At 57.4% G+C, this 22,474-nt stretch carries 28 protein-coding genes; 14 read left to right on the plus strand and 14 right to left on the minus strand.

What is annotated here, in order from left to right:
- Positions 1 to 23: 23 nt before the first annotated feature.
- Both era and SJY13_RS19265 read left to right on the plus strand, forming a co-directional pair.
- Entirely contained in the window at positions 24 to 932 is a 909-nt protein-coding gene (era, locus tag SJY13_RS19260; RefSeq protein ID WP_377193217.1) for a GTPase Era, read from the plus strand.
- Entirely contained in the window at positions 929 to 1,258 is a 330-nt protein-coding gene (locus SJY13_RS19265; RefSeq protein WP_377193219.1) for a DUF1491 family protein, read from the plus strand. The genes era and SJY13_RS19265 overlap by 4 nt, the downstream gene beginning before the upstream one ends.
- Positions 1,259 to 1,317: 59 nt before the next feature.
- On the opposite strand, the gene SJY13_RS19270 is transcribed toward SJY13_RS19265, so the two are convergent.
- A complete protein-coding gene (locus SJY13_RS19270; RefSeq protein WP_377193221.1) occupies positions 1,318 to 1,806 on the minus strand; it encodes a MarR family winged helix-turn-helix transcriptional regulator in 489 nt (162 codons plus the stop codon).
- A 102-nt stretch (positions 1,807 to 1,908) separates the two neighbouring features.
- Here SJY13_RS19270 and SJY13_RS19275 point away from each other — a divergent pair, with 102 nt between their 5' ends.
- The 3 genes from SJY13_RS19275 (at position 1,909) to recO (ending at position 3,695) form a co-directional block, all read left to right on the plus strand.
- Positions 1,909 to 2,277: an antibiotic biosynthesis monooxygenase family protein gene (locus tag SJY13_RS19275; RefSeq protein WP_377193223.1), complete on the plus strand. Its 369-nt coding sequence runs from the start codon at positions 1,909 to 1,911 to the stop codon at positions 2,275 to 2,277.
- Between the two features lie 37 nt (positions 2,278 to 2,314).
- On the plus strand, positions 2,315 to 2,758 hold the full coding sequence (locus SJY13_RS19280; protein WP_377193225.1) for a hypothetical protein: 444 nt from the start codon (positions 2,315 to 2,317) through the stop codon (positions 2,756 to 2,758).
- A 211-nt stretch (positions 2,759 to 2,969) separates the two neighbouring features.
- Positions 2,970 to 3,695, plus strand: coding sequence for a DNA repair protein RecO (recO, locus tag SJY13_RS19285; protein ID WP_377193227.1), 726 nt, complete (start codon positions 2,970 to 2,972; stop codon positions 3,693 to 3,695).
- Here recO and SJY13_RS19290 read toward each other — a convergent pair.
- From SJY13_RS19290 to SJY13_RS19300, 3 genes are all read right to left on the minus strand, one after another.
- Positions 3,679 to 4,071, minus strand: a complete 393-nt coding sequence (locus SJY13_RS19290) for an META domain-containing protein (RefSeq protein ID WP_377193229.1) — start codon at positions 4,069 to 4,071, stop codon at positions 3,679 to 3,681. The two genes, recO and SJY13_RS19290, sit on opposite strands and share 17 nt — an antisense overlap.
- Positions 4,072 to 4,120: 49 nt before the next feature.
- Positions 4,121 to 4,675, minus strand: a complete 555-nt coding sequence (locus SJY13_RS19295; RefSeq protein WP_377193231.1) for a hypothetical protein — start codon at positions 4,673 to 4,675, stop codon at positions 4,121 to 4,123.
- A 224-nt stretch (positions 4,676 to 4,899) separates the two neighbouring features.
- Complete coding sequence (locus SJY13_RS19300) at positions 4,900 to 6,591, minus strand: acyl-CoA dehydrogenase family protein (protein WP_377193233.1); 1,692 nt, start codon at positions 6,589 to 6,591, stop codon at positions 4,900 to 4,902.
- Between the two features lie 144 nt (positions 6,592 to 6,735).
- On the opposite strand from SJY13_RS19300, the gene SJY13_RS19305 reads away from it, so the two are divergent.
- Positions 6,736 to 7,500 carry a sulfite exporter TauE/SafE family protein gene (locus SJY13_RS19305; protein ID WP_377193235.1) on the plus strand — a complete coding sequence of 255 codons (765 nt, stop codon included), beginning with the start codon at positions 6,736 to 6,738 and terminating at the stop codon, positions 7,498 to 7,500.
- On the opposite strand, the gene SJY13_RS19310 is transcribed toward SJY13_RS19305, so the two are convergent.
- The 3 genes from SJY13_RS19310 to SJY13_RS19320 all read right to left on the minus strand — a co-directional run bounded on the left by SJY13_RS19310 (position 7,497) and on the right by SJY13_RS19320 (position 10,324).
- Entirely contained in the window at positions 7,497 to 8,051 is a 555-nt protein-coding gene (locus tag SJY13_RS19310) for a hypothetical protein (protein ID WP_377193237.1), read from the minus strand. The genes SJY13_RS19305 and SJY13_RS19310 overlap by 4 nt on opposite strands.
- Before the next feature lie 21 nt (positions 8,052 to 8,072).
- Complete coding sequence (locus SJY13_RS19315) at positions 8,073 to 8,363, minus strand: hypothetical protein (RefSeq protein ID WP_377193239.1); 291 nt, start codon at positions 8,361 to 8,363, stop codon at positions 8,073 to 8,075.
- A 362-nt stretch (positions 8,364 to 8,725) separates the two neighbouring features.
- Entirely contained in the window at positions 8,726 to 10,324 is a 1,599-nt protein-coding gene (locus tag SJY13_RS19320) for a phosphoenolpyruvate carboxykinase (protein WP_377193241.1), read from the minus strand.
- Between the two features lie 347 nt (positions 10,325 to 10,671).
- On the opposite strand from SJY13_RS19320, the gene SJY13_RS19325 reads away from it, so the two are divergent.
- Genes SJY13_RS19325 through SJY13_RS19355 form a run of 7 tightly spaced genes read left to right on the plus strand, consistent with a single transcriptional unit; the run spans position 10,672 to position 16,094 of the window.
- Entirely contained in the window at positions 10,672 to 11,376 is a 705-nt protein-coding gene (locus SJY13_RS19325) for a response regulator transcription factor (RefSeq protein ID WP_085824480.1), read from the plus strand.
- A 32-nt stretch (positions 11,377 to 11,408) separates the two neighbouring features.
- Positions 11,409 to 13,127 carry a sensor histidine kinase gene (locus SJY13_RS19330; RefSeq protein ID WP_377193243.1) on the plus strand — a complete coding sequence of 573 codons (1,719 nt, stop codon included), beginning with the start codon at positions 11,409 to 11,411 and terminating at the stop codon, positions 13,125 to 13,127.
- A 4-nt stretch (positions 13,128 to 13,131) separates the two neighbouring features.
- Positions 13,132 to 13,602 (plus strand): HPr kinase/phosphorylase, encoded by a 471-nt coding sequence (locus SJY13_RS19335; RefSeq protein ID WP_377193245.1) that lies wholly within the window; start codon positions 13,132 to 13,134, stop codon positions 13,600 to 13,602.
- Positions 13,599 to 14,480 carry an RNase adapter RapZ gene (gene rapZ, locus SJY13_RS19340; protein ID WP_377193247.1) on the plus strand — a complete coding sequence of 294 codons (882 nt, stop codon included), beginning with the start codon at positions 13,599 to 13,601 and terminating at the stop codon, positions 14,478 to 14,480. Before SJY13_RS19335 ends, rapZ begins: the two co-directional genes overlap by 4 nt.
- The gene (locus tag SJY13_RS19345; protein WP_085824484.1) at positions 14,477 to 14,890 is read left to right on the plus strand and encodes a PTS sugar transporter subunit IIA; all 414 of its coding nucleotides are present in this window, start codon (positions 14,477 to 14,479) and stop codon (positions 14,888 to 14,890) included. The genes rapZ and SJY13_RS19345 overlap by 4 nt, the downstream gene beginning before the upstream one ends.
- Complete coding sequence (locus tag SJY13_RS19350; protein ID WP_085824485.1) at positions 14,887 to 15,156, plus strand: HPr family phosphocarrier protein; 270 nt, start codon at positions 14,887 to 14,889, stop codon at positions 15,154 to 15,156. The genes SJY13_RS19345 and SJY13_RS19350 overlap by 4 nt, the downstream gene beginning before the upstream one ends.
- A 38-nt stretch (positions 15,157 to 15,194) precedes the next feature.
- The gene (locus SJY13_RS19355) at positions 15,195 to 16,094 is read left to right on the plus strand and encodes a lysophospholipid acyltransferase family protein (RefSeq protein WP_377193249.1); all 900 of its coding nucleotides are present in this window, start codon (positions 15,195 to 15,197) and stop codon (positions 16,092 to 16,094) included.
- 81 nt (positions 16,095 to 16,175) lie between these two features.
- Here SJY13_RS19355 and SJY13_RS19360 read toward each other — a convergent pair whose 3' ends face one another.
- Positions 16,176 to 17,051 carry a 3-hydroxybutyryl-CoA dehydrogenase gene (locus SJY13_RS19360; protein WP_377193251.1) on the minus strand — a complete coding sequence of 292 codons (876 nt, stop codon included), beginning with the start codon at positions 17,049 to 17,051 and terminating at the stop codon, positions 16,176 to 16,178.
- A gap of 161 nt (positions 17,052 to 17,212) precedes the next feature.
- Between SJY13_RS19360 and SJY13_RS19365 the strand changes: the two genes are divergently transcribed.
- Entirely contained in the window at positions 17,213 to 18,034 is an 822-nt protein-coding gene (locus tag SJY13_RS19365) for a DUF6473 family protein (protein WP_377193253.1), read from the plus strand.
- Positions 18,035 to 18,089: 55 nt separating this feature from the next.
- On the opposite strand, the gene SJY13_RS19370 is transcribed toward SJY13_RS19365, so the two are convergent.
- The 6 genes from SJY13_RS19370 to SJY13_RS19395 form a co-directional block, all read right to left on the minus strand.
- Positions 18,090 to 19,019, minus strand: coding sequence for an electron transfer flavoprotein subunit alpha/FixB family protein (locus SJY13_RS19370; RefSeq protein WP_085824488.1), 930 nt, complete (start codon positions 19,017 to 19,019; stop codon positions 18,090 to 18,092).
- Positions 19,019 to 19,777, minus strand: coding sequence for an electron transfer flavoprotein subunit beta/FixA family protein (locus tag SJY13_RS19375; RefSeq protein WP_377193255.1), 759 nt, complete (start codon positions 19,775 to 19,777; stop codon positions 19,019 to 19,021). Before SJY13_RS19375 ends, SJY13_RS19370 begins: the two co-directional genes overlap by 1 nt.
- 183 nt (positions 19,778 to 19,960) lie before the next feature.
- Complete coding sequence (locus SJY13_RS19380) at positions 19,961 to 20,533, minus strand: cob(I)yrinic acid a,c-diamide adenosyltransferase (RefSeq protein ID WP_085824490.1); 573 nt, start codon at positions 20,531 to 20,533, stop codon at positions 19,961 to 19,963.
- Entirely contained in the window at positions 20,534 to 20,737 is a 204-nt protein-coding gene (locus tag SJY13_RS19385) for a twin transmembrane helix small protein (RefSeq protein WP_377193257.1), read from the minus strand.
- Positions 20,738 to 20,817: 80 nt separating this feature from the next.
- Positions 20,818 to 21,645 carry an SDR family NAD(P)-dependent oxidoreductase gene (locus SJY13_RS19390; protein ID WP_377193259.1) on the minus strand — a complete coding sequence of 276 codons (828 nt, stop codon included), beginning with the start codon at positions 21,643 to 21,645 and terminating at the stop codon, positions 20,818 to 20,820.
- 69 nt (positions 21,646 to 21,714) lie between these two features.
- Positions 21,715 to 22,326 carry an SH3 domain-containing protein gene (locus SJY13_RS19395; RefSeq protein ID WP_377193261.1) on the minus strand — a complete coding sequence of 204 codons (612 nt, stop codon included), beginning with the start codon at positions 22,324 to 22,326 and terminating at the stop codon, positions 21,715 to 21,717.
- Positions 22,327 to 22,474: the final 148 nt, after the last annotated feature.

Here is a 22,474-nt window from a genome sequence, read left to right on the forward strand (position 1 = left end):
TTGCAAACAGGATCGCATTGACCATGACTACACGCGCCGGATTTATCGCCCTGATCGGAGAGCCCAACGCTGGCAAATCCACCCTGCTGAACCGCATGGTCGGGGCCAAGGTCTCGATCGTGACGCATAAGGTGCAGACCACTCGTGCCCGTATTCGCGGCGTGGCGATGGAAGGTGACGCGCAGCTGGTCTTTGTCGACACGCCGGGCCTGTTCAAACCCCGTCGCCGTCTGGACCGCGCCATGGTCGCTGCGGCCTGGGGTGGTGCGGCAGATGCCGACGTTGTCGTTCTGATGGTTGAGGCGCATCGTGGCATCACCGAAGGCGTCGAGCGTATCCTGGAAGGGCTGAAAGAGATTGGTCAGGGTCGCAAAGTCGCGTTGGCCATCAATAAGATCGACCGGGTTCAGTCCGAGGTCCTGCTGGCCCTGACCAGCGATCTGAACGCGCGCTATCCCTTCTCTGAGACCTTCATGATTTCGGCTGAAAAGGGCCACGGCGTTGGTGACCTGCGGACATGGCTGGCCGGTGAAGTGCCCGAGGGTCCGTGGCTGTACCCCGAAGATCAGATCGCGGACTTGCCGATGCGCATGATCGCCGCCGAAATGACCCGCGAGAAACTGACCCTGCGCCTGCACCAGGAATTGCCCTATCAGCTGACGGTCGAGACCGAAAACTGGGAAGAACGCAAGGACGGATCAGCCAAGGTCGATCAGATTATCTATGTCATGCGCGACGGCCACAAGGGCATCGTGCTGGGCAAGAAAGGTGAGACGATCAAGGCCGTGAGCCAGGCCGCACGGGCCGAGTTGGAAGAATTCCTGGATCGCAAAATCCACTTGTTTCTGCAGGTCAAAGTCCGGCCCAATTGGCTGGAGGAATCCGAACGCTACTCGGAAATGGGGCTGGATTTCAAAGACGGAAACGCATGACGCGCCTGACGGCAGATTTCTGGGTCCACGCCTATCTCGCGCGGCTGCGGTTTCTGGAAATCCCGGCCTTTGTGGTTGCACACGGAGACGACACCGCAGGCGCGGTTCTGGTCAAACTGAACACTTTGGACGGCCAGGCGGTGGCGTTCCAACGCAGCTTTGATCTAATGAGCGGTGATCGCAAATGGGTTGAGTTGTCCTCAGGCCCTGAGGGCGACGTGGATCAGGCGATCCAACGCCAACGCAGCTTTGACCCTGATCTCTGGGTCGTTGAGGTTGAGGATCGGGAGGGGCGGCATTTGTTGGGGGAAGAAGGGCTGGAGTAGCGACTCCATTAATGGCTGCTTCGAGCCCAGAATGACCAATGCGGCAATTTGTATTGGTGTCAGCTTTGAGTAGGGCTATAATCTTGTCGCGTTGAGGCTTCTTCGAGACGTGTTTTGAGACGGTCAACAACATATTGCGCTGTTTCAATATCATCTGGCGACAGGCCTTCCGAGAGTTCATTCACCCATGGGATTTGCCTCGCAATCGCGGCTTCGTACACCTCCTGCCCCTTTCGAGTCATGACAACCAAGTGCGCGCGCTTGTGGTGTGGGTTCGGCTGAAACTCCACTATGCCTTCTTTGCTCAATTCATTGATGATCCGTTGTACGCCCTGCCGGTGAACACCCATCGTCCGTGCATGCCAGGCAACGGATTCCGGCCGATCCGAATAAGCAATGGCGCCAAGGATCTGCCATCGGGCACTTGTCAGACCGAGTTCTGATACGAGGCGATCACCGGCAAGCTGCAATCGACCGTTCAGCCGAAACACATCCAGTATCAACGCTGTTACGGCTTCTCCTTCTTCGGTCCTTCGCGCGTCCGTCATATCGGCTCCTCATTTTTTTGACAACATATTGTCATTTTGTTTGATGCTTCTTAGATATGACAACACGACACCAAATTGAAGTTGCTTTCAAGGAGTACCGCAATGGTCAGTTTCAAACCCCTCGACCCCGAGTTTCCCATTGAACGGCAATTGGGCATCGACGCCGGACCCATCGTTCTCGTCAATCTCTTCACAGTCAATCCCGTTGATCAAGTCGCCTTGGTAGAAGCTTGGAAGAGCGATGCCCAATGGATGAAAATGCAGCCGGGTTACATCAGCACCCAGCTGCATAAGGCCATTGGTGACGGCAGCATGTATATGAACTACGCGGTCTGGGACTTTGTCGCGGATTTCCGCGCCGCGTTTTCAAACCCCGAGTTTCAGCAGCAGCTCAGCCACTATCCCTCAAGCGCTGTGACCGCACCCCACCTGTTCGAGAAGGTTGCGGTGCCGAATTGCTGCACGGCCTGACGAAATCCTTTCCAAAAAACAATTTGAGGGAACCGCTATGAAAACAAAGATTCACGCCATCGCGGGCGGCATCGGCTTTGTGATGATCCTCCTCTTCTGGACATCAACGGTCACCAGCGAGCTCTTTGCGAGCCATGAAACAGTCGCAACCTCCAAGGCTTTGATCCTAAAAGGCATGTTCATCCTCATACCGGCAATGGCGATTGTTGGCGGATCGGGCATGGCAATGGGTCGGAAGCGCAAGGATGCGCTGACGAAAGCCAAGAAAACCCGCATGCCTGTCATTGCGTTGAATGGTTTGCTGATCCTCGTACCCGCCGCCTGGTTTTTGGCTGGCAAAGCCGCTGCTGGCGAATTCGACAGCACATTTTATACGATTCAGGTGATTGAACTAATCGCCGGGGCGGCCAACCTCACGATGATGGGACTGAACATTCGTGATGGCTTGCGAATGACCGGCAAAATTCGGAGGCCCCGCTGAAGATGTGGTTCCATCCCAAGCATGGCCAAATTGCCGACACTCGAGCAAACGCAGCGAATTGGTGCTATGTCCGCAGAGCATCCTTTAGTCCACACCATTGAACTTGTCCTTTAGTATAGCTCTTGAAACCTAACATCCTTAACGCTTGCAGAATTCGGCTCATCACGGTCTTGTGCCCTCATACTGACGCAATCACGAACAGGACCCGCACTTGGACTGGCGCGATCACGGCATCCTTCTGACTTCTCGCCGCCATGGCGAGACATCGGCGATCATCGAAGTCTTCACCGAAGGCCACGGGCGACATGCCGGAGTTGTACGCGGTGGAACCAGCCGCAAGATTGCGCCGATCCTGCAGCCCGGCGCACAGCTGGACGTGCTTTGGCGGGCGCGGCTTGAGGAACATCTCGGTAGCTTTCAGGTCGAACCTCTCAGGTCGCGCGCAGCGGCAGCGTTTTCGGGGCGGCTGGCGCTGGCCGGGTTGAACGCCAGCGTGGCGCTTTTGTCCTTTTGCCTGCCCGAGAGGGAACCACATCCGGCGATCTATAAGCAGACCGAACAGTTGATGGACCTGCTGGGGCAGGATGAGATCTGGCCGCTGGCCTATCTGCGCTGGGAACTGGCACTGCTCGAGGAGTTGGGCTTTGGCCTTGATCTATCGGCCTGTGCCGTGACCGGTGCGACGGACGGGCTGATCTATGTTTCACCCAAAACCGGTCGGGCAGTCAGCGCCCAAGGCGCAGGTGAATGGGCGGACAAACTGTTGCCTCTGCCGCCCTGCCTGCGTGGCGAAGGCGCTGCGCCGGATACCGAGATTGCAGACGGCCTGCAGACCACCGGCTATTTTCTGGAACACCGTTTGGCCCCGTCTCTGGGCCATACCCCGCTGCCCGAGGCACGGGCGCGATTTGTGGATCAGGTCATTCGGCGGCTTTGAACATCATCTCGTGCCCGTCCTCATTGCGCAGGATCAGTACGTCTCCTGAGACTTCGGACTGGGTCATCGCCATCAAGACGGCAAAATAGAACCCTTCATCCTCGAGCCCGGCGCAGGCGGCGCGGGTGGAAATCAGGTCCTGCACTTCGAACCACGGGTAGGGCGCGCTGAGGGTGCCGTTATAGCTGTTGCAGGGGGCGTTGCCGGTGATCTTGCCTTCTTCAGGAAAGCGCAGCAGGGCGCTGGCCTCGAACGGGCGTCCATCAATTTCCTGCAGCACCCATGTTTGATCTGCAGCGCCGTAGGCGGCAACGGTTTCATCCCGGTCGCACTGGAAGAGGGCCATCAGGGGCAGCATCAGTATCAAGCGGATCATAAGGGGTCTTAGCCTATGGCGTGTGTCAAAGGAACGGGTTGCTGTGCTCTCAATAGGGCAGCGCACCGCTGAGCAGTTGCTCGCGCACTTCCGAACGGGGACGCCAGTTGTATCGCGTGTCCTCGCGGACCGGTGCCCAGAACAGGGTGCCGCTGTTGCGCCAGGGGTCGAGGATGAGTTCGTCATACATCGAATCTTCCTTGGCACTGATCAAAGCCGAGTGGTGGATGATACGGAATGGTGTCGGCGGAGATGTGGCCCAATGCATGTCCAGCGTACGGAAATTTTCCTGCCGCAAGCGCCCGGTCATCGCCTGGGCCCAGTCGTTGCACAGTCCCTTTTCACGGAACCCGTTGATGATCTTGGCGTTGTGGATGATGGCGGGATCGGTGACGTCCCAATCCAACGCCAGCTGCTGCGAGTAGGTGTAAGCGATAGTAGCGGCCTGCCGCGCCTCGACCGGGTCGACATTTGGCCCGAGGTTTTGGATCGCCTGTGCCAGATTGGTGATGTCGTTCTGGCTGGCAGTCGGTTGCGTGGTCGCGCAGCCAGCCAAAGCGATTGCAGCGAAACTCGCCCATAGTGCAAATATCAATCGGGTCATGTCGTGTTCAGCAATTCCGGGCTGTGGGCGTTCCGATGGTTGCTGTATCGGGGTTCTGGCGGAAATCAAAGGGGGAAGATTTGGTGCTGGCGGGTCAGGACTGATCCCGTGCTGTTTGAGTAAATCGGTTTCGGCTTGTACAGGGGATCCTGAAACCACCTGTGAAAGAAAAAGACCCGGCACAAAGGCCGGGTCAGTTGGGGAAACAGGAGTGCCGAAAAGGGTCACCCGAGCAAACGTCGTGCGATGACCTGTGCCTGAATTTCGGCGGCTCCCTCAAAAATATTTAGAATGCGTGCGTCGCATAGAATGCGACTGATCTTGTATTCCAGTGCAAAGCCGTTGCCGCCGTGGATTTGCAGGCCGTTATCGGCAGCAGCCCAGGCCACGCGGGCACCCAGCAGCTTGGCCATCCCGGCCTCAAGATCGCAGCGATGACCGTTGTCTTTTTCCCAAGCCGAGAAATAGGTCAGTTGTCGTGCGATCATAATCTCGACCGCCATCATCGCCAGCTTGCCGGACACGCGGGGGAAGTTGATCAGCGACTTGCCGAACTGTTTGCGGTCCTGCGCATATTGCATGGCGATGTCCAGCGCGCTTTGGGCCACACCGATGGCGCGGGCCGCGGTCTGGATGCGGGCGGATTTGAAGGTTTCCATGAGCTGTTTAAAACCCTTGCCTTCTTCGCCACCCAAAAGGTTCTCACCCTTGACTTTGAAGCCATCAAAGCCCAGCTCGTATTCCTTCATGCCGCGGTAACCCAGCACTTCAATCTCACCGCCAGTCATGCCGGGGGTGGGGAAGGGGTTCTCGTCCGTTCCTGGTGTTTTTTCCGCCAGGAACATCGACAGGCCGCGGTGATCGGTACTGTCGGGGTTGGTGCGGGCTAGCAGCGTCATCACATGGGTCCGCGCCGCGTGGGTGATCCAGGTTTTATTGCCGGTGATCTGGTAATCGCCATTCTCATCCTTGACGGCGCGGGCGCGCAGACTGCCAAGGTCCGAACCTGTGTTGGGTTCAGTGAATACGGCGGTCGGCAAAATCTCGGCGCTGGCGATTTTAGGCAGCCAATTGGCTTTTTGCTCGTCTGTGCCGCCTGCGATGATCAGCTCGGCCGCAATCTCGGACCGAGTACCCAATGAGCCAACGCCGATATAGCCGCGCGACAGCTCTTCCGAGACCACACACATAGAGGCTTTGGACAGGCCAAATCCGCCGAACTCTTCGGGGATGGTCAGACCGAAAACACCCATTTCGGCCAGTTCCTCAATGATTTCCATCGGGATCAGCTCGTCTTTGAGGTGCCAATCGTGGGCGTTGGGTTCGACTTTTTCCTGCGCATAGCGGCGGAACTGGTCGCGGATCATCTCAAGTTCTTCGTCCAGACCGGAAGCGCCAAACATTGTAGCACCGGCCTGATCTTCCATCAGCTGAACAAGACGCGTACGGGCGGCCTGAGAGTTGGCCTGCGCCATTAGTTTCTGCACTTCTGCGCATTGAAAACCGGACAGGGCGTCCCAGCCCAATCCCATATCCTGAAGGCGCAGAACCTCACCCTGGTTCATCGGGATGCCGCCCGCGACCTGATGCAGGTATTCACCAAAGGCGATCTGGAGCAGCAACTGTTCGATCTCACCGAACTTTCCGTCTGCCTCCAAGGTTTCAGCCCAGCGTTGCATTTGTTGCAGTGACTGATTGTACGTCGCAAGCCAGGCCAGGCCATGAGCCGCCGTTTGGTTGGCTTCGATCAGCGCACCGGACACCCGGCCATCCGCCGAGACCAGAGCCCGAACCGACTCGCGCGCGCGTTCGAACACTGTTTCAACGGCAGGCACGGCTGCGCGTGTCAGAGTCAGCAGCTCGGGCAAAATCGCGGATGTGTTCATCTGGGTCATATCCTGTCCGTCATGGGCCATGAATCAGGTCTCTCCTTGGGTCGTCTGGTCATATCATGCTGCACGTGCAGCGCAACAAAAATACGAATTACGTTGCGAAAAAGTTCGAAAATTGCTTTGCAAATTTTGCAGTGCAGCGCCCGTCAGGAGTGATATCAGGTGGTCATGACGTTTTTCCCGATGTTGACACCACAGGACTTGTTGCTGGCTTTGGCTGTCGCTGTTTTGGCCGGATGGGTTAAGGGCATGGTGGGGTTTGCCATGCCTATGGTTCTGGTGTCCGGGCTGAGTATGTTTCTACCGCCTGACGTGGCCCTCGCCGGATTGATCCTGCCTACGCTGGTTACCAATGGCGTTCAGGCGTTGCGCGAAGGTGTGTCAGCGGCTGTGTCGTCGATCCGCAAGTTTCGCATCTTCCTGCTTGTTGGGTTGGTATTCCTTCTGGCGGGGGCTCAGCTCGTCAGCCTTGTGCCAGCTCGTACCTTTTTGTTGATGATCGGCGCTCCGGTCACATTCTTTGCGTTGATTCAAATCCTGGGTGTCCGCCTGACCCTTAACAAACCCTCGGTACGTATTGAGGTCGGAATTGGTGCGATCGCCGGGTTTGTGGGTGGCATGTCAGGTGTCTGGGGGCCGCCGACCGTTGCCTATTTGACGGCGTTAAACACACCCAAGGCCGAGCAAATGCGCGTTCAGGGGGTGATTTATGGGCTGGGTGCGGTTGCGCTGCTGCTGGCGCATCTGGGATCGGGTGTTTTGCGGGCTGAGACTGCGCCGTTATCGGCCGTTTTGATCGCGCCCGCGCTGGCTGGAATGTGGATTGGTATGCAACTGCAGCCTCGCATCGATCAGGTGCTGTTTCGAAAGGTAACGCTGCTTGTGCTGCTGGCCGCGGGGGTGAATTTGCTGCGACGTGCGGTGTTTGGCTAGCTCCGGCTGTCTATTAGGCGAAGTGTGAAATACAATCCGAGCATAAGGAAAAACAGGCCCGAGATGTCGCCTATCAGAAAAGCGACATATTCCGCGCGAGCACTGCCAAACGCCATGTTGGTCAGACCGGACACAAGGAATGAGGTGATGATCCCCACCCCCATGACACAGGACCAGCAGGGATTTCGGTCTGCCCGTGGAAACAAATCCCAGCCAACCCATTTGAACAGGTAAAACACAGCGGGAACGGTTGTGACGGCAATCGCGATGGCCAACAATCGGCTTGGCAGGAAGACGTCGGCACCACCGAGAAATGCAAATACCAGGAAAACTCCTGGCAACAACGCAAAGATCGACCGCCATCCTAGCAGCCAGGCCGACAAAACCCGCACGCCGTGTGGCAGAAACAGCAGGCTTGCCCTGCTGGGGTATTCAGGAAAGAACACGTTCTGTAGCGGCATCAGAACCTCGAACGTGAGGAACGATGCAACCACATAGGCCAAAGAGGCATAGAACGTGTCAGAGGCCCACCTGCGCACGGGTTTCAGCAACCACAGCGCAGGTTAGGGGCGTCATCTGGGGGCATGTACGATATACCGTCCCCGATTGGCCATGCCGCTTTGCGACAGGTAACCCTTTTGCACCAGCGATTTAAGTGCCCGGAAAAATGTCGGACGCGAAACGCTTTGGACAAGGGTGTGTTCGATCAAGCCAAATGTGCGCACTTCCTGGTCCGCTTTGGACAATTCCTCGGCTGCATAATAGATGTCGCGTTCAACCGGAGAGAGTTGCTCCAGCCCAAGTGTCCGCTCCATGCTCTGCATCAATTTGCGCAGTTCGGTCAGTTTTGAGACTTCGGTCATATTCTACCCATCGTTTTTCGTGCCGTGTGCCGCCTTTGCGCGACAATTAGTGACATGCTGGTTTGAGTGTTTTTAGCATATCTCAACTTGACACTTATCCCCTTTGGAATACACTAGTTATCTGATTAGGTTGCTCAATTTGCTGATGTGAAGGTCTGCTCGAGCTGCCCCTAGGTCTTTTTCTTTCGGTTCGGTGCAGAAATGCGCCGGACCTATTTTCCTTATGACGTCATGAAATACCTCACGCAGGGCGTTCGGGCAACGAATTTGTATGCGCTTACATCACAATACAACTTAAAGAAGATTGCTTTTAAGCATGTGTCCCAAAAACTGGGGGGGCATGCGCCCCCCCCGTAATTTTGTCAGCCAATGGCGACGGCTTTGATGTCTTCGTCGATGAACGGCAGATACTGTTCAAAGTTTTCGGCGAACATCTGCACCAGTTTCTCGGCCTGTTTGTCGAACGCTGCCTGATCATCCCAAGTGCGTCGCGGGTCCAGCAACACTTCGGCCACTCCGGGTACTGACACAGGCACGTCAAAGCCAAAATTGGCATCCTTGCGGAATTCGGCATCGCGCAGCGAACCTTCCAGGGCGGCGGTCAGCAGGGCGCGGGTGGCCCGGATCGGCATCCGGCTTCCAACGCCATAGGCGCCGCCGGTCCAGCCGGTGTTGACCAGCCAGCAGGTCGCACCGTGCTGGGCGATCTTGTCACGCAGCAGGTTGCCGTATTCTTCGGGACGGCGCGGCATGAACGGCGCACCAAAGCAGGTTGAGAAGGTCGGTTGCGGTTCGGTCACACCACGCTCGGTCCCGGCTACTTTCGAGGTAAAGCCCGACAGGAAGTGGTACATCGCCTGCGCCGGCGTCAGCCGCGCGATCGGAGGCAGTACACCAAAGGCATCACAGGTCAGCATGATGATATTCTTGGGATGCCCACCCAACGCGCTTTTGGACGCGTTCGAGATATACTCAAGCGGATAAGCGCAGCGCATGTTGGCCGTCAGCGAGTCATCGTCGAAATCCAGCTCTTTGGTTTCGGGATCGAACACCATGTTTTCGATTACCGTGCCGAATTTGGTGGTGGTCGCGTAGATTTCCGGCTCGGCCTCGGCGTTCAGGTTGATTGTCTTGGCGTAACAACCGCCCTCAAAGTTGAAGGTGCCGCGATCCGACCAGCCATGTTCATCATCACCGATCAACGTGCGGGCAGGGTCGGCGGACAATGTGGTCTTGCCGGTGCCGGACAGGCCAAAGAACACTGCGGTGTCGACCGGATTGCCAACCGCGTGGTTGGCCGAGCAATGCATCGGCATCACGCCTTTTTCCGGCAACATGTAGTTCAAAAGGGTGAAGACGGATTTCTTGTTCTCACCCGCGTATTCGGTGCCGCCAATCAGGATCAGCTTGCGATCAAAGTTCATCGCAATCACGGTCTCGCTGCGGCAACCGTGCTTGGCCGGGTCGGCCTGAAAGCTGGGGCAGTTGATGACGGTGAAATCTGATGTGAACTCGTCCAGGTCTTCGCGGTCCGGGCGGCGCAGCAGGTGGCGGATGAACAGGTTGTGCCAGGCCAGTTCGGTAACCATGCGCACGTTGATCGAATAAGCCGGGTCGGCCCCGCCAACCAGGTCCTGCACGAAATAGTCGCGGCCCTTCATATGCGCCAGCATGTCGTCATAAAGGGCATCGAACCCTTCAGAGGTCATCGCGGCGTTGTTTTCCCACCAGATGCTGTCTTTGACGCTGTCGGTCTTGACGACGTGCTTGTCCTTGGGGGACCGGCCGGTGAACTTGCCGGTGGTGACCAGAAAGGCTCCGCCATTGCCAAGTGTGCCTTCACCCCGCTTGAGGGCTTCTTCGATCAGCGCCGGTTCCATGAAGTTGTAATAGACATTGCCCAGACCCTCGATGCCCTGATCCTCGAGGCGGAATTGCGGGTTAACCCGTCCAGATGTCATGTGTGTCTTCTCCTGTGGCGGCGCTGCGGTGGTTGGGTCGCGTGCGCTCTTGGGGCAGTATGCCGGGAAAAACCCGGCGGCTGGGCGGGTCTTACCATGGTCATTTGGGGCATGAACAGGACGGTTTGGCGCAGTTAGCGCAACCAAGTCCAGGTTTAGCGCCATCACGAATTTCCTGTCGGAAATCCGGGCAGTAATTTGCGGGCGGCAAGGCATTTTTGCCGCATAGCTGCCGCAAGAAAGGCATGATTCGCAGTTACGGATTGATTCGGCGCATCAAAAACGCCAACAATGACTTACAAAAAAGCGCATTATTGCGCAGGTGAGCAGGAATAGGGGTGAACCCGATGTCAAAGATTGCACTGGTGGATGACGACAGAAACATTCTGACGTCCGTGTCCATGACGCTCGAAGCTGAAGGCTTCGAGGTTGAAACGTATAACGATGGTCAGGCGGCACTGGACGCTTTCAACAAGAAGCTGCCCGACATGGCCGTTCTGGATATAAAGATGCCTCGGATGGATGGCATGGACCTGCTTCAACGGTTGCGACAAAAAACCCAGATGCCAGTGATCTTTCTAACGTCCAAGGACGATGAGATTGACGAAGTTCTGGGGCTGCGGATGGGCGCGGATGACTATGTTAAAAAGCCTTTCTCGCAACGTTTGCTGGTTGAACGCATTCGCGCGCTTCTGCGCCGGCAAGAGGCAACCACGGGTGACGTGACCAACGCCACAACCGGCGACACCAAAGTGATGGAGCGGGGCGAGCTGCGGATGGATCCACTGCGCCACGCAGTCAGCTGGAAAGGGTCGGATGTCTCTTTGACTGTGACCGAGTTTCTGTTGCTGCAGGCCCTGGCGCAGCGTCCGGGTTTTGTCAAAAGCCGGGATCAACTGATGGACGTCGCATATGACGACCAAGTCTATGTGGACGACCGGACCATCGATAGCCATATCAAGCGTTTGCGCAAAAAGATGCGCGCCGCAGATCATGAGTTTTCGGCTATCGAAACGTTGTATGGTATCGGATACAGGTACAACGAAGAATAAGCGTGGCCGCTTTAAAGAGGTAACCGGGTCTCGTGCGCGATACGGAACAAGCCAGCGAATTGCGGGACGGTGATGTCGTTCTGGGGGATGATTGGGTCATCCCGCAGGATTTTGATTCTGCCGAGCTGCGTGCATCGCGCCGCCGTCGCAATCTGTTTTCCTTGCGTGGATCGCCCCTTGCCCGAAAGATCATAACCTTCAACCTGATTGCTTTGGTTATCCTTGTTACCGGGTTGTTGTATCTCGACTCTTCCCGGGAAGAGCAGGTGCAGCAGACCGCGCGCAACCTGATCGGCGACGCGCAACTTGTCAGCAACGTGTTCGAGGCACAGCTGCGTCAAAACGCGTCCGGCCCGCCTCAGGATGCTTCGGTTCTGGACGTCAAAGACACGCTTGCAGGCCTCAGCCTTCCTGTCGGGGGCGAGGTTTTTGTCTATGACGCAGGCGGGACGCTTATTGGCTGGACGCGGGGCGCACCTGCTTCAGCACAGATGCCAGTATTACTCAGATCCAAGGCCGAGGTTCAGACCGGCAGTACATTGATCAGCGATGCGCTGAACGCGGTCTGGACGGGTTTGTCTAGGATCTTTACTCGAACTGCCCCGGATGAGGCCCCAACCCTTGCGCAACGTGTGCAAGAGATTATTCCGAAGGCTCTGATGGGTCAGATGCAGGTTCAGGCCGTTAAGGATGATGTCGGCCAGACTGTTATCGTGGCCGCCGCACCAATTCTGCAGGCGGATCTTCCCGTGGGTGCCGTGGCGATGGCCGGGCCTGCGGGCCAAATCGATGCTCTGGCGCGGCAAGAACAAGAGCGGATCCTGCAAATGTTCGTCGTAGCCCTGTTGGTGTCGATCGGCCTGAGCCTTGTTCTGGCCTCGACCATCGCGAACCCCTTGGCTGATCTGGCCGCCGCCGCCGAAATGGGCAAGGATCGGGGCGCGGGTGTCAATCCGGGCCGGATACGTATCCCCGACCTCAGCGCGCGTCCGGATGAAATCGGGCGTCTCAGCCGCGCTTTGCGCGGGATGGTAACCGCGCTCTACAATCGCATCGACGCCAACGAACAGTTTGCCGCTGATGTGGCCCATGAGATCAAGAACCCGCTGGCCAGCCTGCAATCCGCCGTTGGCACCTTGCGTATGGTCAAGCGCGATGATCAGCGGAACAAGCTTTTGGGTGTGATCGAGCATGATGTGCGGCGACTGGACCGTCTGGTCAGCGATATCTCGAACGCGTCCCGTCTGGACGCGGAACTGGTCAAGGAAGAAGAACAGCCCTTTGATCTGCTGAAATTGCTGGGCAATCTTGGTGAATATCTGGGCGAAGAGGCCCGGACCAAGGGGATTGACTATATTACCGATCTGCCATCCAAAAGCATCGTCGTGAACGGGCTCGAGGCCCGTCTTGCGCAGGTTTTCGTCAACCTGATCACCAATGCGATTTCCTTCTGCGAGGAAAGCGATGCGATCCGTGTCTGGGTGCGCCGCCGGGAAAACCGGGTTCTGATCGTGGTCGAAGACACCGGCCCCGGCATCCCCGAACAGGCGTTGACCAAGGTGTTCACGCAATTCTATTCCGAACGGCCGGCCGAGCATTTCGGCAACAATTCGGGTCTCGGGCTGGCCATTTCCAAACAGATCGTCGAAGCCCATGGCGGCGTAATCTGGGCCGAGAACATCCGCCCGACCGAAGCGGACATCACATCGGATCCACTGGGCGCACGCTTTGTCGTGGGGCTGCCAGTGTAAGCGCATGAGTGGCCAGACGCTCTTAGATTTTCAGGATCAAGACAACGCCATCGTTCACGCCACCTGCGTCGCTGTAGGTGGGTGCGGCGCCCTGATCGTTGGGCGTTCAGGCGTTGGCAAATCGGGTCTTGCGCTGCAGATGATCGCGGCAGGGGCCATTTTGGTGGCTGATGACAGGGTGGAGTTGCGCATGGTCGATGGGCAGGTATTGGCGGATGCCCCCGAAAGTACCCGCGGATTGATCGAAGCCCGCGGCATCGGCTTGGTACGCGCACAGCCAGCGGGGGGGACAGAAGTAACCTATGTTGTGGATCTGGACCAAACGGAACAGGCGCGACTGCCCGATCCCGTCACGATCCAACTCCTGAGGCAAACTGTTCCCTTGCTTCGGGCGGCGGCTATCCCCAACTTGCCAGCAGCACTTCTGCAATTGTTGAAAATGGGGCGCGTGGACCCGGACTGGCTCGGCACATGACAACACAACGGCGCATTGTTCTGGTGACCGGACCCTCGGGGGCCGGGCGATCAACGGCGATCCGTGTTCTTGAAGATCTGGGGTTTGAAGCCATCGACAACCTGCCGATGGGCCTGTTGCTGCGCCTACTTGATGGGCCGCAAAGCGATCAGCCGATGGCGTTGGGCATTGATGCGCGCAACCGGGATTTCTCGACAATCGGGTTCATTGAACTGGCGGTCAAGCTCAGGCGCATGGAGAATGTCGACCTGACAACACTTTACCTCGATTGCAGTGATGAAGTTCTTGTACGCCGTTTCTCGGAAACCCGCAGGCGTCACCCGGTTGCAGCCGAAGCAGGCCCGGAAACCGGCGTGCGGCAGGAAAAGGAACTGCTGGCCCCCATCCGAGAGATTGCCGACACCTTGATCGACACCTCTTCTTTGAACGTCCATCAGTTGCGGGAAGAGGTCGACCGCTGGTTTGCCCCCAAGGACGGGAGACATCTGGCGGTCTCTATCGAATCCTTTTCCTATAAGCGCGGCCTTCCGCGCGGTTTGGATATGGTTTTTGACTGCAGGTTTCTGGCCAACCCGTACTGGCGACCGGACCTGAGGGCAGAAGACGGTCGAAACCCGGACGTGGCGCGCTATGTTCAGGCCGACATGAACTATGCGCCGTTTTTTGACCGCGTTGTTGATCTGCTGAAACTGCTGCTGCCGGCCTTTCGGGCCGAAGGCAAAGCGCACCTGTTCGTGGCCTTTGGCTGCACCGGAGGGCAACACAGATCTGTGGCCATTGCAGAAGCGGTTGCAAAGGCTCTTGCAGAGGAGGTGCAGCAAGTGGCAGTTAGGCATCGCGAAATGGAACGTCGATCGTTGAATGTGAGGTCGGATTGATCGGGATCGTACTCGTAGCACATGGCGGGCTGGCCAGGGAATATCTGGCCGCGATGCAGCATGTGGTTGGAAAGCAACCCGGCCTGGCCGCGATCTCGATCGAGGCCGACCATGACCGCACGCAAAAGCAAGGCGAGATCTGCGCGGCTGCCGACAGTGTCGATGTTGGCGACGGCGTAGTTGTTGTTACGGATTTGTTCGGAGGCAGCCCATCGAATCTGAGCTTGCGGGCTTGCGCACCGCAGGATCGGCGTATCCTTTACGGAGCGAATCTGCCTATGTTGATCAAACTGGCCAAATCCCGCCACCTTCCTATTGGCGATGCCGTAAGGCAGGCGATGGAGGCTGGACGCAAATACATCAATGCGCAAAATGTGACATTGGAAGAAGACCGGACAGAAACAGAATGACCCTCCGAAGCTTGAAAATCGTTAATGAAAAAGGCCTGCACGCCCGGGCCTCGGCAAAACTGGTCGAGGTGGTCGAGGGCTTTGACGCACAGGCCGAGGTGTCCAGGGACGGGCTTTCTGCCGCGGGTGACAGCATCATGGGCCTTTTGATGTTGGCAGCATCACGCGGAACGACTATTGACGTCGAGACGTCCGGACCTGATGCTGAGGCGTTGGCCGATGCTGTGGAAACCCTGGTGAATGACAAATTCGGGGAAGGGTTCTGACGACGTCAGCCGCGATAGAAAAACGGGAAGACCAGGAATTGGCGGAAACGACGCACGAGACCAAGACAAGCCCGGTGGTAGATGGGACCGAGGATCAGGGTGAAATCTACGACCGTAGAACCCTGACCTACGCAAACTCCTTCGACGATGTCTGGACTTCCACGGCCATCCGCGCCATCGAATGGTGCACGGGCAAACTGACCATTCTGCGCATGGTGAACAAGTTCGAGAAACAGAACGAGTATTATCGTGGCCAGAGGTTCTGGGGCGGTGCGCTCAAGGTGATGGGCATCGATCTGACCACGCCAGCAGAACAGATCGCGCGCATTCCAAAAACAGGTGCTGTGGTAGTGGTTGCCAACCACCCACATGGCATGGTCGACGGCATGATCCTGGCCGAGCTGATCGGACAGGTGCGCAGTGATTACCGCATTCTCACCCGTTCGGTTCTGACCGGGCTGGATGAGGCCGCGACCTCCTTCATGATCCCTGTTCCGTTTCCGCATGACCCCGAAGCGCAGATGAAAATGCTGGAGATGCGGGGCAAAGCGATGGACCACCTCAAGGAAGGTGGGGTCGTGGCCTTGTTCCCGTCGGGCGTTGTGATGTCGTCGGATGACTGGTTCGGCCCGGCGCAGGAACGGGAATGGAACGTATTCACCGCCAAAATGATCCGCCGCTCTGGCGCTCAGGTGGTGCCTATTTTCTTCCCAGGCCGCAACTCACGCGCTTATCAGATCGCCAACAGGGTATCGGCAATCCTGCGGCAGGGTCTCTTGCTGCACGAGATTGTCCGGTCCTGCAACAAGCCGCAATCCCCGGTGATTGGCGCACCGATCTCGGATGAGGACATGCAACTTCTGGAAAGCGACCCGCGCGGCTTTATGGCCTGGCTCAGAAAGCACACGCTGGCCTTGGGTCAATCGCTCAAACCCTGATCCGATTCTTCATCTGGCAATAAATATCCCGGGGGTGAGCCCGAATAAAATCCGGGCGAGGGGGCTGGCCCCCCGACGACCCTACCGGGTCGGAACCGGCGCCTCGCCTCTGTAATCATAGAAACCACGCTCGGTCTTGCGTCCAAGCCATCCGGCTTCAACATATTTGGTCAACAGCGGGCAGGGGCGATATTTGGTATCTGCCAGACCTTCATGCAATACGTTCATGATCGCAAGACAGGTGTCCAAACCGATAAAATCGGCCAGCTCCAGCGGCCCCATAGGGTGGTTTGCCCCCAGCTTCATAGACTGGTCGATGGACTGCACATTCCCGACCCCTTCATACAGGGTGTAAACGGCCTCATTGATCATCGGCATCAGGATACGGTTCACGATGAAGGCGGGGAAATCCTCGGCGCTGGCGGCGGTTTTTCCGAGCCGGTCCACGACTGTCTTGCAGGCACTGAACGTCTCTTCATCCGTGGCAATGCCGCGGATTAGTTCCACCAGCTGCATCACCGGTACCGGGTTCATGAAATGAAACCCCATGAAACGTTCGGGGCGATCCGTGCGGCTGGCCAGACGTGTGATCGAGATGGATGACGTGTTCGATGTAAGAATCGTATGCGGCAGCAAATGTGGTTGCAGATCCTCAAATATCGCCTGTTTGATTGCCTCACGTTCGGTGGCGGCTTCGATGACCAGATCGGTTTGACCCAGCTGCGGCAGGTCCATCGTGGTCTTGATCCGAGACAACGCTGCCTGCACCGCCTCGTCGGTGATCTTCCCGCGCGAGGCCTGGCGCGCCAGGTTACCCTCGATCGTCGCCACGGCGCTGTTCAGGGCATCCTGATTTACGTCATTTATCAGAACGTCATACTCGGCCAGGGCCAGGACGTGGGCAATACCATTGCCCATCTGGCCTGCGCCAATCACTCCGACTGATTTTACATCCATCTTCAGGTGCCTCTGTGTCACGGGTTAGGGCGACAGTATCGGCAGATCGGTGCGGGCGGCAAGAGGATCAAGCCCTTCGAATTTGCTTCAAATGCGCACATTAGGAGATTCTCAAGACTTGCGGCTGCAAGATGGCACCGGGTGAAAAATGGGTGAGTGTTATGAGCTATCATCAAACAGGCTCGGGGGGACCCGAGGATGCCGTATGCCAATACGCCGGATCACGTCTCTGGTTTCGTGGGCCGGAACGGTCGCTGGACACGCCTTACATGGCATGTGTCGGCGCGGATGAAACCTTTGGGCGGTTTGTCGACCGTCCCTTTGCAGCGATTCTAGAGGAAAAGCTGGACAGGCGGTGCCTGAATTTGGGCAGTCTGTTTTGCGGGCTTGATACGCTGTGCGGGGATACGGGTCTGTTCAAGCTCATAACCGAGGCTGAGCTGTGCATTCTGCAAGCGCCAAGCGTTCTGGGGCAGACGAATCACTTCTACCGTGTCCACTCCCGGCGCAATGACCGGGTACTGGCGCCGACACAGGATTTGATTGCGCTTTATCCCGAAGTCGATTTTGCGGATGTTCATTACGTGTGCCATCTGATGTCCCTATTGCAGGACCAACACGACGCCCGGTTTGAAATCGTGGCAGAAGAGCTGCGCCGAAACTGGGTGCTCAAAATCCGCGATCTATTGGGAAAGCTGAAAACACCTGTCCTTCTGCTGAACCTTCAGGTTCTACGCCATCAGGACAGTGCCCGTCAGGGCGGAAAAATGGTGGTTTCAATCACCGATCAGATGCTTGAACAGGTGCGATCGGTCAGCGCGGGTTATGCGCAGGTTTCGGCATTTGTTTCGGGCCATTCGGATGAGCTGGAGGACATGCTGTTCGGAACCCTTCAGCAGCCGATGGCCGAACACATGATCGGCCCGGCGGCGCATAAATCCGTCGCCGAGGCGCTGATTGCACCGGTCCGGAACCTGAACTGAAAAAGGCCCGCCGATTGGCGGGCCTTCTGCAATCTTGAAAGTTCTGATCCGAAAATCAGCCGAGTTTCTCGGTCAGTTCCGGTACGGCCTGGAACAGGTCGGCGACCAGACCGAAATCGGCAACCTGGAAGATCGGCGCTTCTTCGTCTTTGTTGATCGCAACAATGACTTTCGAGTCTTTCATACCCGCCAAGTGCTGGATCGCACCCGAGATGCCGACAGCGACATACAGGTCCGGGGCAACAACCTTACCGGTCTGACCCACCTGCCAGTCGTTCGGGGCATAGCCCGAGTCAACAGCCGCGCGCGATGCGCCAACGGCGGCGCCCAGCTTGTCGGCCAGACCTTCGATCAGTTTGAAGTCTTCTTCAGAGCCGACACCACGGCCGCCCGAGACAACAACGCCAGCCGAAGTCAGTTCCGGACGATCGCTCTCGGCGACCTTGTCCTCGACCCATTCAGACAGGCCAGGGTTGTCGCCAACCGCGATGGTCTCAACTGCCGCCGAGCCACCTTCGCCGGCCGCATCAAAGCTAGCGGTCCGGATGGTGATGACTTTTTTAGCGTCGTTCGATTTCACGGTCTGGATTGCGTTACCCGCGTAGATCGGGCGCTCGAAAGTCGACCCATCAACCACACCGGACGCATCCGAAACGATCATTACATCCAACAGCGCGGCAACACGCGGCATGACGTTTTTGGCGTCGGTGGTGGCGGGTGCCACGATGTGTTCGTAGCTGTCAGACAGCCCCACGATCAGTGCTGCGGTCGATTCTGCCAGGCGGTGACCCAGCGACGCGTCTTCGGCAACCAGAACCTTGGAAACGCCGTCGATCTTGGCAGCAGCCTCACCCGCAGCAGCGGCAGAACCGCCTGCGGCCAGAACGGTCACATCGCCCAGCGCCTTTGCGGCGTTGACGGCCTTGGCGGTGGCGTCCATCGCCAGCTCACCATTGTTGACTTCGGCAAGAAGAAGTACAGCCATTACACAGCCCCCGCTTCTTTGAGTTTCGTGACCAGCTCATCCACTGAACCGACGATGATACCTGCGGCGCGCGCTGCGGGCTCTTCGGTTTTGACGACTTCCAGACGCGGTGAGACGTCGACGCCGTAATCGGCGGCGGTCTTCTCATCCAGAGGCTTTTTCTTCGCCTTCATGATGTTGGGCAGCGACGCATAACGCGGCTCGTTCAGACGCAGATCAACGGTCACGATGGTTGGCATCTTGACGCTGATGGTCTGCAGGCCGCCGTCCACCTCACGGGTGATCTTGGCGTTGTCGCCTTCGATGTCGACCTCAGAGGCAAAAGTGCCCTGCGACCAGCCCAGCAGAGCTGACAGCATCTGACCGGTGGCGTTCATGTCGTTGTCGATGGCTTGTTTACCAGCCAGAACCAGACCGGGCTGCTCTTCCTCGACCACTTTGGCCAGGATTTTGGCAACGGCCAGAGGCTCGATGTCCTGATGCACGTCATCAGCGGCAATAACCAGAATTGCGCGGTCCGCGCCCATGGCCAGCGCAGTGCGCAGCGTTTCCTGCGATTGCTTGACGCCAATTGAAATCGCGATGACCTCATCGGCCTTGCCCGCTTCTTTCAGGCGGATGGCTTCTTCCACCGCAATCTCGTCGAATGGATTCATCGACATTTTGACATTGGCGAGATCGACACCGCTACCGTCCGCTTTCACGCGAACCTTCACATTGTAGTCAATCACGCGTTTGACAGGCACGAGTACCTTCATTTTGCGCTTGCTCCTCACAAAAACGGTGAGCCGCGACGCGACTCCACCAATGCTCTCGGACGCCTGAATAGCGTCTCAGTTCACGTGGTAACAGGGCAAAATCGTCACGTCATGGGTTTGGGACGTCGCGTTTTGTGTTTTTTGACGCAACGGCCAGTAATATTATTGCGTTGCTGGCGGCTTTTAACGGTTCGCGCCCGGAACCCACAGCACATCCTTGGTGCCGTTTTCATTGGCGCAGCGGGCGGCAACAAAAAACCAGTCGCTCAGGCGATTGAGGTATTTTACCGCCACTTCGTTCACCGGCTCCATATTGGTAAGCTCAACGGCAAGCCTCTCGGCCCGACGCGACACGGTTCGGCAGACATGTAGATTGGCCGCCAGACGCGAACCGCCGGGCAGAATGAAACTGCGCAGCGGCTCAAGCGTTTCGTTCATTGCGTCGATCTCGGCCTCGAGCCGGTCAATCTGAGCAGGGACAATGCGCAGCGGAGGGTAATCGGCCTCGGTGTCCTTTTCCATGTCGGGGCGGCAAAAATCCGCACCCAGATCGAACAGGTCGTTCTGAATACGCGACAGCGCGGCTTCGACTTCACTGTCAGCCTCGGTGCGGGCAACGCCGACAAATGCGTTCAACTCATCCACTGTGCCATAGGCTGCCACGCGGCCCGCGTATTTGGCGACGCGTTCGCCATTGCCCAACGCAGTTTTTCCGTCATCGCCTGTGCGCGTGTAGATCTTGTTGAGAACGACCATTTACTGACCTCCTTGTCCGCGCAGATAGACGTGGAGCACGATCAGCACCACGGCAATGAATTGGAATAGGATGCGCAACTGCATCATCTTGTTGCTTTTCAAAGCAGCGCTTTTCCCGCTTTTGCCGAAATTGGCGATGCCAATCGCCAGCACAACAACAACCGCTGCCATGGCCAACAGGAGAACGACCATCAAAAGGTCCATGAGTACACCGTCCGGGTTTCTTGTTTCGTTGGCCTATCATCTAACGTCGGAGGCGTGAAAAGCGAACGGGAATTTTTGCCTCAGACGTCTGACAGGATGCGGTCAATGGTGCGGGTGGGCAGGATGCGGCGCAGGTATCCAGCAATATAGGTTGGCGTCGTCACATAGTACCGGGCACGGGGTCGTTTCGATTCAACCGCATGGGCCAGCTTGTCGGTCACCGCCGAGGCGGGCAGTTCGAACCGGTCGGGTCCCGAGGATTCGTATAATCTTTTCAACAAGGATGCTTCATACCGGTCACGCAGGGCCGAACCTTGCCAGTTGATAAAGCGTTCGAATACCGGGATCGAATTCTCGCGGATTTTCGAGGTGATCGGACCAGGTTCAATCAGAACCACCTTGATATCGGTATCGGCCAGTTCTAGCCGCAGCGTATCGGTCAACCCTTCGACCGCGTATTTTGTTGCGACGTAAGCACCGCGCCACGGGTAAGCGACCAAACCCAGAACCGACGAATTCTGAACGATTCGCCCATGCCCCTGGGCCCTCATGACCGGAATCACCTGTCGGGTTAGTTCATGCCAGCCGAAAAAATTGGTCTCGAAGATATGGCGCAGACCGTCCGTTGGTAAATCTTCGACTGCGCCGGGTAGGCCATGGGCGCCATTGTTGAACAAAGCATCCAGCGTGCCTTGGGTGGCCTCCAGAACCTCGGCCAGTCCTGCGGCGATGCTGTCGGCGTCGGTATAGTCGATGCGCGGGCTTTCAAACCCCTGCGCGCGCAGCCGGTCGCAGTCCCGTTGCTGACGGCAGGACGCAAACACCCGCCACCCGCGAGCACGCATGCCATGCGCCGCATCAAGACCGATCCCGGATGAGCAGCCGGTGATGAGAATAGTTTTCTGCATGATCTTCCTGAAGTTGAACCTGAACTAAAGCTATTGTGAGGTTCGGGTCAGGACAATGACAGCAGAACGTCAGTTTGATGTTTTTCGAACAAGAGACCCTGAAATCCATCCAACCTGTTGCTGGGGCAACACGCGCAGGCGCAACCAGCCGGTTCCAGAATCGCTTAGAACTTCGACCTTCTGACCAATGGTTGCCTTGCCGACGATAGGATAGATCGTGCCGGGGCCGTCGCGCATGTTCACACGCGTGCCCGAGATCTCGCGAATGTCTTTCACGGGTTCCGGAACCGTAGGGGTTTCTGCGATGTCTTCCTGCACGTCTTCGGTAACCTGCTGCAACCCGGCCACACCATCCTCTAGCGAGGCAAGCGTGATGCTGGCGCCTTGATCATCAAAAACCGAAAAGCCTGAGAAGGACCCGAGATCGGCGGTTTCGGCCACGATCTCAGCGATGTCTTCGCTGGCGGGCGCCGGTTGAGCGCGGACCTGAGGCGCACGTGCGGCCACTTGGGTCACAAGTTCTTCAACACGTGCCGGTGCGACAGGTAAAGGTTTTGGAACGGAAGCAATACGTTCGGGTTGGTCGCTGCGCAGGCCGCGGGGTTCGAATTCCGCGCCTCCGCTAATTACATAAAAGCACCAACCTAGTGCTGCGAAAGTAATAACAATAAGGCGCGTCATGGCGCATCCCCCGGGTCAATCGTAAGAAACAAGAAATAGGCAGCAGTCTAATCCAGTCAGCCTAGCATATTTGGTGACCCGAGTCGAAAAACGGGGGAAATCGGGGGGTTGTCTCCCCCTGTTGCAAAAAGCGCGACTTGTCCCCAGC

The sequence above is a fragment of the Ruegeria meonggei genome (assembly GCF_042768335.1).
Classification (GTDB): Bacteria; Pseudomonadota; Alphaproteobacteria; order Rhodobacterales; family Rhodobacteraceae; genus Ruegeria; species Ruegeria meonggei.

What these genes read in the sequence shown, in the direction of transcription:
- SJY13_RS19265 (WP_377193219.1), top strand. Translation starts at nt 929, where the DNA reads ATGACGCGCCTGACGGCAGATTTCTGGGTCCACGCCTATCTCGCGCGG.
- SJY13_RS19295 (WP_377193231.1), bottom strand. Translation starts at nt 4,675, where the DNA reads ATGACCCGATTGATATTTGCACTATGGGCGAGTTTCGCTGCAATCGCT.
- SJY13_RS19380 (WP_085824490.1), bottom strand. Translation starts at nt 20,533, where the DNA reads ATGGTCGTTCTCAACAAGATCTACACGCGCACAGGCGATGACGGAAAA.
- SJY13_RS19300 (WP_377193233.1), bottom strand. Translation starts at nt 6,591, where the DNA reads ATGGCCCATGACGGACAGGATATGACCCAGATGAACACATCCGCGATT.
- SJY13_RS19375 (WP_377193255.1), bottom strand. Translation starts at nt 19,777, where the DNA reads ATGAAGGTACTCGTGCCTGTCAAACGCGTGATTGACTACAATGTGAAG.
- SJY13_RS19365 (WP_377193253.1), top strand. Translation starts at nt 17,213, where the DNA reads ATGAGCTATCATCAAACAGGCTCGGGGGGACCCGAGGATGCCGTATGC.
- SJY13_RS19315 (WP_377193239.1), bottom strand. Translation starts at nt 8,363, where the DNA reads ATGACCGAAGTCTCAAAACTGACCGAACTGCGCAAATTGATGCAGAGC.
- SJY13_RS19325 (WP_085824480.1), top strand. Translation starts at nt 10,672, where the DNA reads ATGTCAAAGATTGCACTGGTGGATGACGACAGAAACATTCTGACGTCC.
- SJY13_RS19350 (WP_085824485.1), top strand. Translation starts at nt 14,887, where the DNA reads ATGACCCTCCGAAGCTTGAAAATCGTTAATGAAAAAGGCCTGCACGCC.
- SJY13_RS19395 (WP_377193261.1), bottom strand. Translation starts at nt 22,326, where the DNA reads ATGACGCGCCTTATTGTTATTACTTTCGCAGCACTAGGTTGGTGCTTT.
- SJY13_RS19385 (WP_377193257.1), bottom strand. Translation starts at nt 20,737, where the DNA reads ATGGACCTTTTGATGGTCGTTCTCCTGTTGGCCATGGCAGCGGTTGTT.
- SJY13_RS19335 (WP_377193245.1), top strand. Translation starts at nt 13,132, where the DNA reads ATGAGTGGCCAGACGCTCTTAGATTTTCAGGATCAAGACAACGCCATC.
- SJY13_RS19280 (WP_377193225.1), top strand. Translation starts at nt 2,315, where the DNA reads ATGAAAACAAAGATTCACGCCATCGCGGGCGGCATCGGCTTTGTGATG.
- rapZ (WP_377193247.1), top strand. Translation starts at nt 13,599, where the DNA reads ATGACAACACAACGGCGCATTGTTCTGGTGACCGGACCCTCGGGGGCC.
- SJY13_RS19305 (WP_377193235.1), top strand. Translation starts at nt 6,736, where the DNA reads ATGACGTTTTTCCCGATGTTGACACCACAGGACTTGTTGCTGGCTTTG.
- SJY13_RS19290 (WP_377193229.1), bottom strand. Translation starts at nt 4,071, where the DNA reads ATGATCCGCTTGATACTGATGCTGCCCCTGATGGCCCTCTTCCAGTGC.
- SJY13_RS19270 (WP_377193221.1), bottom strand. Translation starts at nt 1,806, where the DNA reads ATGACGGACGCGCGAAGGACCGAAGAAGGAGAAGCCGTAACAGCGTTG.
- SJY13_RS19390 (WP_377193259.1), bottom strand. Translation starts at nt 21,645, where the DNA reads ATGCAGAAAACTATTCTCATCACCGGCTGCTCATCCGGGATCGGTCTT.
- SJY13_RS19360 (WP_377193251.1), bottom strand. Translation starts at nt 17,051, where the DNA reads ATGGATGTAAAATCAGTCGGAGTGATTGGCGCAGGCCAGATGGGCAAT.
- SJY13_RS19320 (WP_377193241.1), bottom strand. Translation starts at nt 10,324, where the DNA reads ATGACATCTGGACGGGTTAACCCGCAATTCCGCCTCGAGGATCAGGGC.
- era (WP_377193217.1), top strand. Translation starts at nt 24, where the DNA reads ATGACTACACGCGCCGGATTTATCGCCCTGATCGGAGAGCCCAACGCT.
- SJY13_RS19370 (WP_085824488.1), bottom strand. Translation starts at nt 19,019, where the DNA reads ATGGCTGTACTTCTTCTTGCCGAAGTCAACAATGGTGAGCTGGCGATG.
- SJY13_RS19275 (WP_377193223.1), top strand. Translation starts at nt 1,909, where the DNA reads ATGGTCAGTTTCAAACCCCTCGACCCCGAGTTTCCCATTGAACGGCAA.